Origin of the sequence: Arsenophonus endosymbiont of Apis mellifera, assembly GCF_903968575.1 — a bacterium.
Taxonomy (GTDB): Bacteria; Pseudomonadota; Gammaproteobacteria; order Enterobacterales; family Enterobacteriaceae; genus Arsenophonus; species Arsenophonus apicola.
The window spans coordinates 137,079-149,393 of record NZ_CAJCFU010000024.1 but is presented as its reverse complement, the minus strand read 5'-3'; the positions used below and the strand labels follow the sequence as shown (position 1 = coordinate 149,393).

Below are 12,315 nucleotides of genomic sequence, written 5' to 3'. Positions count from 1 at the left end.
GTAGATGAAGTTAAAATAAAAAAGAGAGCCACTGTGAAAGTGTTGACTGTGTTTGGTACTCGTCCTGAAGCCATAAAAATGGCTCCACTTGTACATGCTTTGACAAACGATAAGGCTTTTGAGTCGAAAGTTTGCGTAACTGCTCAACATAGAGAAATGTTGGATCAGGTATTGCACCTTTTTGAGATCATACCTGATTATGATTTAGATATTATGACTCCAGGCCAAGATTTAACTGATATTACTTGTCGTATTCTTGAAGGGATGAAACCCATATTGCTATCTTTTAAACCTGATGTGGTATTGGTTCATGGTGATACGGCAACCACGATGGCGACCAGTCTAGCTGCCTTTTATCAGCGTATTCTGGTTGGTCATGTTGAAGCAGGATTACGTACTGGTAACTTATATTCTCCTTGGCCAGAAGAGGCCAATCGTAAAATTGCCAGTCATTTGGCAATGTATCACTTCGCACCTACCCAGTACTCACGAAGAAATTTACGAGGCGAATCGATCCCTGATCATCGCATTTTTGTTACTGGTAACACGGTAATAGATGCATTGTTCTGGGTACGTAATAAAGTGATGAATGATGCCACAATACAGGCAAGCCTTGCTGCGCAATATCCTTTTCTTGACCAAAATAAAAAGATGCTGTTAGTTACAGGACATCGGCGGGAAAGCTTTGGTAACGGATTTGAGCGTATTTGCTATGCATTAGCTGAAATTGCCAGAAGTCATACGGATATTCAAGTTGTCTATCCGGTTCATCTCAATCCAAATGTTAGTGAACCAGTACAACGAATTTTGCAGGGTATTAATAATATAATCTTAATTGATCCACAGGATTATTTACCTTTTATTTATTTAATGAATAACGCTTATTTGATCCTGACGGATTCAGGGGGTATTCAAGAAGAAGCGCCAGCTTTAGGTAAACCTGTATTAGTAATGCGTGATACTACTGAGCGTCCCGAAGCGGTTGAAGCTGGTACGGTACGTTTAGTCGGTACACAAACAGAAAAAATTGTTCAAGCCGTAACGCAATTATTAACGGATGACGATGCTTACCAGAAAATGAGCCGTGCACATAATCCTTATGGTGATGGTAAAGCTTGCCTGCGAATTCTTGAAGCGTTGAAAACAAATCAGGTGGCATTATGAGTTTTGAAACTATTTCTGTTATTGGGTTAGGTTATATCGGTTTACCTACCGCCGCCGCATTCGCTGCTCGGCAGAAAAAAGTGATTGGGGTTGATGTTAATCAACATGCGGTTGATACAATAAATCAAGGCAAAATTCATATTGTTGAACCAGATTTAGATAAGACGGTAAAAACAGCTGTAGAAGCTGGTTATTTGAAAGCGTTTACCACACCTCAAAAAGCGGATGCGTTCTTAATTGCGGTTCCTACACCCTTTAAAGATGATCATAAGCCTGATCTCTCTTATGTTATGGCAGCGGCAGAATCAATTGCTCCGTTTTTAAAAAAAGGTGATTTAATTATTCTAGAGTCTACCTCGCCAACTGGTGCGACAGAGCAAATGGCACAGCTGCTAGCGGCTATACGTACCGATCTGACATTTCCACAGCAACAAGGTGAAGATTCTGATATTGATATTGATATTGCATATTGCCCTGAGCGTGTTTTGCCAGGTAAGGTCATGATTGAGCTGATCGAAAATGATCGTGTTATTGGTGGTATGACAATGAAGTCATCTCAACGAGCCAGTGAATTATATAAAATTTTCCTGGCAGGTGAATGCGTGCTCACTAATGCGAAAACGGCTGAAATGTGTAAATTAGTAGAAAATAGTTTTCGCGATGTGAATATTGCTTTTGCCAATGAATTGTCTTTTATTTGTGCTGAGCAAGGGATCAATGTTTGGGAACTGATTAGTTTGGCCAATCTTCACCCACGGGTCAATATTTTACAACCAGGCCCTGGTGTTGGAGGTCATTGTATTGCTGTTGATCCCTGGTTCATTGTTGCTCAGAATCCAAAGCAAGCCCGTTTGATACATAATGCTCGTTTGGTTAATGATAGTAAGCCCGTTTGGGTTGTTGAGCAGGTCAAGACAGCATTAGCGGATTGTGTAACTGAGACAGGTAAACTGGCAAATGAAATTAAAATTGCCTGTTTTGGTCTTGCTTTTAAAGCGGATATTGATGATTTACGAGAAAGTCCCGCTATGCAAATTACTAAAATAATTGCTGATTGGCATAGGGGCTGCACTTATGTAGTAGAACCCAATATTGATGAGTTACCAAAAGTACTGAATGGCCCTTGTCAATTGGTTTCTACTGAAGTTGCTATTGCTAATGCAGACATTATTTTGTTGCTGGTTGACCATCAACAATTTAAGGCGATTAATGGTGAACAAATCCCGCAAAAATGGGTGGTTGATACAAAAGGAGTTTGGCGTTGAAACGTATTTTAGTGACGGGAGGAGCTGGATTTATTGGTTCGGCAGTCGTGCGTCATATCATTGAGCATACTGACGATAGTGTGCTAGTCGTTGATAGCATGACTTATGCCGGTAATCTGGAATCCTTAGCGTCAGTGATAGAAAGCCCACGTTATTCTTTTGCCCAGATAAATATTTGTGATCGGCCGGCAATGGATAAAATTTTTCAGCAATATCAACCTGATGCTATTATGCATTTAGCAGCGGAAAGTCATGTTGATCGCTCGATTGATGGGCCAGCCGCCTTTATCGAGACTAATATTGTTGGCACTTATCTTTTATTAGAGGCTGCTCGCAATTATTGGAATCATTTAGACCAGCAGAAAAAACCGTTATTTCGTTTCCATCATATTTCTACCGACGAAGTTTATGGCGATCTGCATACAACTGCAGGGCTATTTACCGAAACAACCCCTTATGCACCGAGTAGCCCTTATTCAGCTTCAAAGGCTTCCAGTGACCATTTAGTCAGAGCCTGGCAGCGTACTTATGGCTTACCAACATTAGTGACTAATTGCTCAAATAATTATGGCCCCTATCACTTTCCTGAAAAATTAATTCCTCTGATGATATTGAATGCGATAGCCGGTAAATCATTGCCTGTTTATGGTCAAGGAGAACAGATCCGTGATTGGCTATATGTTGAAGATCATGCTCGTGCATTGCACTTAGTCATCAGTCAGGCGGATGCGGGTAAGACTTATAATATTGGCGGTTATAATGAGCGAAAAAATATCGATGTGGTAAATACTATTTGCGATCTACTGGAAGAATTACGTCCGATTAAGCCGAATGGTGTGACTCATTATCGTGATTTAATTACTTATGTCACTGATCGTCCAGGTCATGATATGCGTTATGCAATTGATGCTAGCAAGATAGAGCAAGAGTTGGGATGGAAGCCACAAGAGACCTTTGAATCGGGTATGCATAAAACCGTTGAATGGTATTTAAGTAATGAAACTTGGTGGCGTCATGTACAAGATGGTTCATATGCCGGTCAACGCTTAGGCATTGCGACATAATTGAAAACGAGGAAACGTGATGAAAGGCATTGTTTTGGCTGGTGGCTCTGGAACCCGTTTGTATCCCATTACACGCGGTGTCTCAAAACAACTATTACCTATTTATGATAAGCCGATGATTTACTATCCGCTTTCGGTCCTTATGTTGGCTGGCATCCGAGAAATATTGATTATTTCGACACCTGAAGATCTGCCTGATTATCAGCGTTTACTTGGCGATGGTGATGCTTTCGGTGTTCATTTCAATTATGCCATACAAGCTTCGCCTGACGGCTTAGCGCAGGCATTTTTGATTGGTGAAAGATTTATTGGTGATGATGCTTGTTGTTTGATATTAGGTGACAATATCTATTTTGGACAGGCTTTTAGCGGTAAATTAAAAGCTATAACGGCTCGCCTGTCAGGGGCAACCATATTTGCTTATCAAGTGATGGATCCTGAACGTTTTGGAGTGGTTGAATTTGATGAGCAATTTAAAGTGCTCTCTATTGAAGAGAAACCACAGCGACCTAAATCCAATTGGGCGGTTACTGGGCTCTACTTTTATGATAATCAACTCGTTGATTTTGCAAAACAAATTAAACCTTCGCCACGTGGTGAGCTTGAGATCACCTGTTTGAATCAAATGTATCTTGAGCGTGGTGAATTAAATGTTGAGCTACTAGGCCGCGGATTTGCCTGGTTAGATACCGGCACTCATGACAGCTTGATTGAAGCGAGTATGTTTGTCCAAACCGTTGAGAAAAGGCAGGGATTTAAGATCGCTTGCCTAGAAGAAATCGCATGGCGTAACGGCTGGTTGACTGATGAGCAGGTTAGAAAATCAGCGGAAAAACTGGCAAAAACTGGTTATGGTCAATATTTACAGGATTTGCTGCATGTCTATCCACGCTAATATTGAAATACTCAGTTGGGAAAGTGATTTTTTTAAGCGTAAAACGGCAAAGTTACATTTTGCGCCGGATGCACCGGTTGTTTCATTAGCACAATTAGCCGACTACGATATTGTGCAAGCCAAAATTGCGACCGCTAATACTGAACGGATTGACACAATGCTAGCGATGGGTTTTTGGTTGGTAGAAGGTGAAGTTGATTTTTGTCTGGATATTGCTAGTCGGATAAAAGATCACCGTTCAGAATTAGCGGTGGCGGCTGAAAAAGATATAAAATTCTTGAAAAGTATTGCAGCTACGGCTTTTTCGCATAGCCGTTTTCGCACGCCCTGGTATCGATTGGCAGATAATGCCCGTTTTTATTCTATTTGGCTTGAAAAAGCCGTTAAAGGCACTTTTGATGACGTCTGCTTGTTAGTCAAAAATGTGCAAGGAGATATTCAGGGTTTAGTCACGGTAAGAAAACTAGCCGTTGAAAAAGAGGCGAGGGTTGGTTTATTAGCCACTGCTCCAGCTCATCAGGGTAAAGGGGTTGGTAAACAATTACTAACAGCAGCATGCCAATGGTGTGAGCAGCAAGGGTTAGAGCGATTAAGGATAGCGACGCAAATCAGTAATATTGTCGCTATGCGTCTTTATACGCAAATGGGTGCACAAATTGAAAGCACCGCTTATTGGTTATATCGAGGACGACATGATCCCATTTAATAAACCACCGATTATTGGTACTGAATTAGGTTACATGCAAGAAGCCATGCACAGTGGCAAGTTATGTGGTGATGGGCACTTTACTCAGTGTTGCGAAAAGTGGCTAGAAACCCATTTTCAATGTCCGAAGGCGTTGCTAACCCCTTCTTGTACAGCAGCTTTGGAAATGGCGGCGATTTTGCTGGATATTAAACCGGGTGATGAAGTTATTATGCCAAGTTTTACCTTTGTTTCTACCGCTAATGCATTTGTACTAAGGGGAGCGACGATTGTATTTATCGATATCCGGCCTGATACCATGAATATGGATGAAAATAAAATTGAAGCGGCGATCACGGCCAAAACTCGCGCCATTGTCCCTGTTCACTATGCTGGTGTTGCATGTGAGATGGACACTATTATGGCATTGGCAGAAAAACACCATCTTTATTTGGTTGAAGATGCTGCTCAAGGTGTTATGTCGACTTATAAAGGGAAAGCACTTGGCACGCTAGGTCATATTGGTTGTTATAGTTTTCATGAAACGAAAAATTACTCTTCTGGTGGTGAGGGTGGTGCTGTATTGATTAATGATCCTTCGCTTATTGAGCGAGCAGAGATTGTACGGGAAAAAGGCACGGATCGCAGTCAGTTTTTCCGTGGCCAAGTTGATAAATATACTTGGCGAGATATTGGTTCCAGTTATTTAATGTCAGATCTACAGGCGGCTTATTTATGGGCACAATTGGAGCAGGCGGAAAAAGTTAATCGGCGCAGGTTAGATTTATGGAAAAACTATTATCAAGCACTTAAACCTTTAGCTGAAGAAGGTAAACTAGATTTACCTGTAATACCTACTGATTTGCAACAAAATGGCCATATGTTCTATATCAAACTGAAAGATATTGCACAAAGAACAGCATTTAATAAGCATATGCAAACAGTAAATATTTTGACGGTATTTCACTATGTCGCTTTACACTCCAGCCCTGCGGGTCACAAATTTGGCCGGTTTCATGGTGATGATTGTTATACAACGAAAGAAAGTGATCGTTTAGTACGTTTACCTATGTTCTATAATCTTAGCGATGAAGAACAGCGCCAGGTGATCAAGCAAATCCAATGTTTTTTTGCGTGATATGTCATTAGCTAAAGCGTCTGTATGGACAGCGATTTCAACCTTGATAAAAATTGGGACAGGGTTAGTCGTTATCAAATTATTGGCTGTTTCTTTTGGTCCTAGTGGGGTTGGTCAGGCAGGAAATTTCCGTCAATTGATTACTGTACTTGGCGTTTTATCTGGTGCAGGGATCTTCAATGGCGTGACCAAATATGTTGCTGAATATCATCAGACACCCCCAAAATTAAGTGCTGTATTAGGCACTTCATCATCCATTATTTTGGGTTTTTCAACCCTATTAGCGCTTATTTTTTTACTCTTTGGCTCATTTATCAGTCTGGCACTATTTGGTCATACTCATTATCAAATGGTTATTTGTGCCTTAGCATTGATACAAATGGGGATTGCTTATGCGAATTATTTTCTGGCTATATTAAAAGGTTATCGTGATGCGAAAGGTAATGCACTATCGATTATCGTCGGAAGCTTAGCAGGAGTGATTGCTTACTATTTTTGTTTTAGATTAAATGGTTATCAAGGGGCGCTAATAGGATTAGCTTTAGTTCCTGCATTGATTGTTGTGCCAGCAGCGATCATGATTTTACGCCATAAACAACTGAATTGGTCGTTTTTAAAACCAAATTGGAATAGGGCTATTGCTCATCACTTAACTAAATTTACCTTAATGGCGTTAATTACTTCAGTAACGTTACCGGTTGCCTATATTATGATGAGAAATTTATTGTCTGAGCGATATAGTTGGGATGAGGTGGGTATTTGGCAGGCAGTGACTAGTATTTCAGATGCTTATTTACAGTTTATTACCGCATCTTTTACCGTTTATTTATTGCCCACTTTAGCTAAATTGCAGCATAGAGATGAGATTAGCGCAGAAATTTTTAAAGCTTTGAAGTTTGTTTTACCAGCGGTAGCGATAACTAGTTTTACCGTATGGCTATTGCGAGATCTGGCAATTTGGCTGCTTTTTTCCGATAAGTTTCTCGCCATGCGCGATCTTTTTGCTTGGCAGTTGATTGGTGATGTATTGAAAGTTGGCGCTTATGTGTTCGGTTATTTAGTTATTGCTAAGGCAGCATTACGATTCTACATTTTAACGGAAGTGACGCAATTTGCGTTGTTAACGGGGTTTGCTTATTGGTTAATACCCGCTTATGGCGCTTTAGGTGCTGCTCAGGCCTATATGGCAACTTATATCGTTTATTTTATGCTTTTTAGTGGCATATTTTATCTTTACTGCAGGCGGACATGAAAACCTTAATCCATGTATTAGGCTCTGACATCCCACATCATAATCAGACTGTGTTAGCATATTTTAATGATGTTTTATCTTCGTCAATGCCTTCACGAGAAAAAAGACAGTTTATGGTCGTTAGCCTTGATCCCACGCTAGCATCACGTTATCCATGTCTTAACATTCAGCAATTTGATAATAAAAAAGCGATCGCTAAAGTTATCGCAAGGCAAGCAAAAGTTGAAAGAAATTGCCAATTCTTTTTTCATGGTCAGTTTAATGTGTCAATTTGGTTGGCATTATTATTTGGCAAGATCCGTCGACAACAATTTTTATGGCATATTTGGGGCGCTGATCTCTATGAGGACTCAACTGCATTGAAATTTAGATTATTTTATTATTTACGGCGTCTAGCATTTAAACGGGTAGGGCATGTTTTTGCTACCCGAGGTGATTTAAATTATTTTTCTCATGCAAATCCAGCAATACCAACAACTTTGCTCTATTTTCCAACCAAAATGGATCCGGCTTCAACCGTCTATGAAAAATCGATTAGCCAAACCGATAAAGTAACAATTTTGGTTGGTAACTCAGGTGATAAATCCAATCGACATATTGAAGCATTGCAGGCGATCAAAAAGCAGTTTGCTGATCAGCCAGTTGAAGTTTTTGTTCCTATGGGATATCCCGATAATAATCAAATGTATATTGGCGAAGTCGCTCAGGCAGCGGAAAAGTATTTCCCTGATGGGGAGGTGATAATTATTAAGGAAAAAATAGCTTTTAATGACTATCTGACTTTACTGCGTTGCTGTGATGTAGGTTACTTTATTTTCAAACGACAGCAGGGTATCGGCACATTGTGCTTACTCATTCAGTTCGGAATTCCTTTTATTATTAGCCGTCAAAATTACTTTTGGCAGGATCTTATCGAACAAAGTGTCCCTTTTCTATTTTATGATGATCAATTGGATGAACGACAACTGGCTGCTATTCGAGAAAAAATGACGTTAATTGTTAGAAGCCAAATAGCTTTTTTTAATCCTAATTTTATTAAAGGGTGGCAAGCTGCATTGACATCGATAGGAGAGCAGTAATGACTTTAGCGGAATTTGGTGGCCTATCGATAGTCTATTTTATCTCTCTGATATTAATTTTAGCGCTAACCTATCGAGAATTTCGGCGCGAACGTTTCAATTTCAATATCTTTTTTTCTTTACTTTATTTATTAACATTCTACTTTGGTTTCCCATTAACGGGATTACTTGTTTTTCAATTTGATGTTAGTGTGGTACCAGCTAATGCATTATTAAATGCACTGCTCTCATCTATCAGTTTTTACATTGTTTATTATATTGCGTACAAAACCCGATTGCGAAGTAGTGTCCAACAATCTCAAAAGCCATTATTCACTATGAATGGGGTAGAAACCCGGTTAACTTGTTTTTTGTTGATGTTTATTGCCATAGTAACCGTGGCGATATTTTTCTTACAAAATGGCTTTTTACTATTTCGTTTACAGTCCTATAGCCAGATTTTTTCTAGAGAAGTTTCTAGCATAGCTTTAAAGCGTTTTTTTTATTTCTTCATCCCAGCTATGTTGATTGTCTATTTTTTAAAGCCGACCCAGTATCGCTGGTTGTTTTTTCTATTCAGCACAGTTTTTTTTGGGGTACTTACTTATCTGGTTGTGGGTGGAACACGGGCTAATATTATTATTGCCTTTGCACTTTTCCTATTTATCGGCATCATCCGTGGCTGGATCAATTTATGGATGCTAACCATTGCCGGTGTTATCGGCATTATTGGCATGTTTTGGTTAGCATTGGAGCGTTATGGGTTGAATGTTCGTGGCGCGGAGGCTTTTTATACTTTTCTTTATTTAACCCGTGATACTTTTTCCCCTTGGGAAAATTTGGCACTGTTGCTAGATAACTATGACAAAATTGAATTCCAAGGATTAGCCCCGATTGTACGTGATTTTTATGTTTTTATTCCCAGTTGGCTATGGCCTGAACGACCTAATATGGTATTGAATTCAGCCAATTATTTTACCTGGCAAGTACTTAATAATCACTCTGGTTTAGCCATTTCGCCAACATTAATTGGTTCTTTAGTCGTGATGGGGGGGGTTGTTTTTATTCCTATAGGCGCGATTAGCGTTGGCTTGATTATCAAATGGTTTGATTGGCTTTATGAAAAAAGTAAGCTTGAAACCAATCGTTATAAAGCTGTTATTCTGCAAGCTTTCTGTTTTGGCGCTATTTTTAATATTATTGTTCTTGTGCGTGAGGGTGTGGACTCTTTCGTTTCACGAGTGGTGTTTTTTGGTCTGGTATTTGTGCTTTGTCTGTTTGTTGCCAAATTGGTTTATTGGTTATTTGCTAAAGCCGGTTTAATTCGCATATATATCACCAATGATTGTAAAAAAATAAGCTAAATAATAGCTACTGGAGTAATGTATGAAGCAAAAAGTGATCCCGAAATATGATATTCGAGGTCATCTTATTTGGGGTTTCCATGATATAAGCCATTTCCTCGATTATCTGTTTTCCAATCAACAGATTAAGCCTGGAACATTAGTGGCTATTAATGCAGAAAAAGTCTTAACCGCAGAGCAAGACTCAGACTTAAATGCACTACTCGCTGAAGCAGAATATCTGTATGCCGATGGGATCAGTATTGTCAGAGCGATTCGTCGTAAATACCCACAAGCAAAGGTTTCACGTATTGCGGGTGCGGATTTGTGGGAAGCCTTGATGGAAATCGCAGGTCAAAAGGCGGTACCCGTATTTCTGGTTGGTGGAAAAGCGGAAATTCTTAAACAGACCGAAAATAAACTTCGGACTCAGTGGCAGGTGAATATTGTTGGTAGCCAAGATGGTTATTTTAAACCTGAACAGCGTGAAATATTATTTAATCGCATTCAGGCGAGTGGCGCGAAAATTGTTACCGTAGCGATGGGTTCACCAAAGCAAGAAATTGTTATCCGTGATTGTCGGCAAGTTTATCCCGACGCACTTTATATGGGAATAGGTGGTACTTATGATGTTTTTACTGGACATATAAAACGCGCTCCTAAATTATGGCAACGATTAGGGTTGGAATGGTTATATCGATTGCTTGCTCAGCCGAGTCGTATTAAAAGACAAGTAAAATTATTGCGCTTTTTGGCTTATTATTATGGTGGCAAACTTTAGTCATTTATTTGTATATTATTTCTTTTGCAATGGCTCGCTTTGACAGGTAATAAATCGTAATTCGATCTGCTAGGCCTTCTTTAGAATAGGGTTTTTTAGCTTACAACAGTTTTTTCATTGTTGAGCAATTACCACTATTTTGATTACATTTATAAATTTTTATTTCGTTATTATTAAAAACATGTTTTCATTACGGCACTATTATCTGTCATTTTGACCATGAAGGTCATATGGTATTAAGTGATTATTGAAAGGGCAGGAAATTGCTATGGGGAAACCGGAACAAGGCCTCAGTCGCAGCCTTGAAGCGAGGCATATTGAACTTATTGCATTAGGTGGAACAATTGGTGTTGGTTTATTTATGGGTTCTGCCAGTACGTTAAAATGGGCAGGACCTTCTGTATTACTGGCATACATTGTTGCTGGATTATTTGTTTTTTTTATTATGCGCTCAATGGGAGAAATGTTGTTTCTTGAACCCGTTACTGGCGCCTTTGCCTCGTTTGGTTATAAATATTTGAGCCCATATTGGGGATGTTTAACGGCATGGGGTTATTGGTTCATGTGGGTCGCTGTTGGGATATCAGAGATCACAGCGATTGGTGTCTATGCGGAATTTTGGTTTCCTGAGGTGCCACAATGGGTTTTTGCGTTGATTGCGGTTGTACTTGTTGCTCTAGCTAATCTAGCCGCAGTACGTTTGTATGGTGAATTGGAATTCTGGTTTGCCATGATCAAAGTTACCACGATTGTTGTGATGATCTTAATTGGACTAGGACTGATTTTTGTTGGTATTGGCAATAATTTTGAACCTATTGGTTTAGCCAATTTGACTGAGCATGGTGGCTTTTTTGCTGGTGGTTGGCAAGGCTTTTTGTTTGCGCTTTGTATTGTAGTGGCCTCTTATCAAGGTGTTGAATTAGTTGGCATTACTGCTGGGGAAGCGAAAAATCCGCAAGTGACATTAAAAAAAGCGATTAATAATATTTTATGGCGAATCTTAATTTTTTATGTTGGTGCTATTTTTATTGTTGTAACGTTATTTCCCTGGACAGAGATTGGTCAAAACGGTAGTCCATTTGTACTAATGTTTGCCAAAGTAGGCATTGTATCGGCAGCTGCGGTGATTAATTTTGTGGTACTAACAGCGGCATTATCAGGTTGTAATAGTGGCATGTATAGTGGCGGGCGTATGATTTATGCTTTAGCGCAAAATGGACAACTACCAAAATCTTTATTGAAAGTGACAGCAAATGGTGTGCCTGCCCGGTGCATAATGCTAACAATTTTGTGTCTTATTGTTGGCTCAGGTCTCAACTATATTATCCCTGATCCACAAGCAGTTTTTGTTTATGTTTATAGTGCCAGCGTATTGCCTGGAATGATACCATGGTTTGTTATTTTGTTGAGTCAATTGCGTTTTCGGCAAGTGCATCAACAGCAATTAACCCAGCATACTTTTAAGTCGGTATTGTTTCCTTACGTGAATTATTTGACCTTGCTTTTTTTGGTGTGTGTACTTGTTGGCATGGCAATTAATCCCGATACGCGTTTATCATTAATTGTTGGCGGCGTATTTTTATTGATTGTTTCTGTGATCTATTTTTTAAATCATTTTTTCTGCCGTAAAGCGATGAAAAAATGATTAGTAATAGCCGGTTTGACTGGCT

Annotated in this window: 11 protein-coding genes; all 11 read left to right on the top strand. The window is 39.5% G+C overall.

Annotated elements, in window-relative coordinates:
* The first annotated feature begins 33 nt into the window (after window positions 1-33).
* Window positions 34-1,164: a non-hydrolyzing UDP-N-acetylglucosamine 2-epimerase gene (gene wecB / locus H1X92_RS01650; protein WP_180558572.1), complete on the top strand. Its 1,131-nt coding sequence runs from the start codon at window positions 34-36 to the stop codon at window positions 1,162-1,164.
* Entirely contained in the window at window positions 1,161-2,429 is a 1,269-nt protein-coding gene (gene wecC, locus H1X92_RS01645; protein ID WP_180558571.1) for a UDP-N-acetyl-D-mannosamine dehydrogenase, read from the top strand. Before wecB ends, wecC begins: the two co-directional genes overlap by 4 nt.
* The gene (gene rfbB, locus H1X92_RS01640; protein WP_180558570.1) at window positions 2,420-3,493 is read left to right on the top strand and encodes a dTDP-glucose 4,6-dehydratase; all 1,074 of its coding nucleotides are present in this window, start codon (window positions 2,420-2,422) and stop codon (window positions 3,491-3,493) included. Before wecC ends, rfbB begins: the two co-directional genes overlap by 10 nt.
* A gap of 19 nt (window positions 3,494-3,512) precedes the next feature.
* Window positions 3,513-4,388 carry a glucose-1-phosphate thymidylyltransferase RfbA gene (rfbA, locus tag H1X92_RS01635; RefSeq protein ID WP_180558569.1) on the top strand — a complete coding sequence of 292 codons (876 nt, stop codon included), beginning with the start codon at window positions 3,513-3,515 and terminating at the stop codon, window positions 4,386-4,388.
* Window positions 4,372-5,094 (top strand): dTDP-4-amino-4,6-dideoxy-D-galactose acyltransferase, encoded by a 723-nt coding sequence (gene rffC / locus H1X92_RS01630; RefSeq protein ID WP_180558568.1) that lies wholly within the window; start codon window positions 4,372-4,374, stop codon window positions 5,092-5,094. Before rfbA ends, rffC begins: the two co-directional genes overlap by 17 nt.
* On the top strand, window positions 5,081-6,211 hold the full coding sequence (rffA, locus tag H1X92_RS01625) for a dTDP-4-amino-4,6-dideoxygalactose transaminase (protein WP_180558598.1): 1,131 nt from the start codon (window positions 5,081-5,083) through the stop codon (window positions 6,209-6,211). The genes rffC and rffA overlap by 14 nt, the downstream gene beginning before the upstream one ends.
* Before the next feature lies 1 nt (window position 6,212).
* Window positions 6,213-7,463, top strand: a complete 1,251-nt coding sequence (wzxE, locus tag H1X92_RS01620) for a lipid III flippase WzxE (RefSeq protein ID WP_180558567.1) — start codon at window positions 6,213-6,215, stop codon at window positions 7,461-7,463.
* Window positions 7,460-8,542, top strand: coding sequence for a TDP-N-acetylfucosamine:lipid II N-acetylfucosaminyltransferase (locus H1X92_RS01615; protein ID WP_180558566.1), 1,083 nt, complete (start codon window positions 7,460-7,462; stop codon window positions 8,540-8,542). The genes wzxE and H1X92_RS01615 overlap by 4 nt, the downstream gene beginning before the upstream one ends.
* The gene (gene wzyE / locus H1X92_RS01610) at window positions 8,542-9,885 is read left to right on the top strand and encodes an ECA oligosaccharide polymerase (RefSeq protein WP_180558565.1); all 1,344 of its coding nucleotides are present in this window, start codon (window positions 8,542-8,544) and stop codon (window positions 9,883-9,885) included. The genes H1X92_RS01615 and wzyE overlap by 1 nt, the downstream gene beginning before the upstream one ends.
* Window positions 9,886-9,907: 22 nt before the next feature.
* A complete protein-coding gene (gene wecG / locus H1X92_RS01605; RefSeq protein WP_180558564.1) occupies window positions 9,908-10,645 on the top strand; it encodes a lipopolysaccharide N-acetylmannosaminouronosyltransferase in 738 nt (245 codons plus the stop codon).
* A 268-nt stretch (window positions 10,646-10,913) separates the two neighbouring features.
* Window positions 10,914-12,290, top strand: a complete 1,377-nt coding sequence (gene thrP, locus H1X92_RS01600) for a bifunctional threonine/serine APC transporter ThrP (protein ID WP_180558563.1) — start codon at window positions 10,914-10,916, stop codon at window positions 12,288-12,290.
* Window positions 12,291-12,315: the final 25 nt, after the last annotated feature.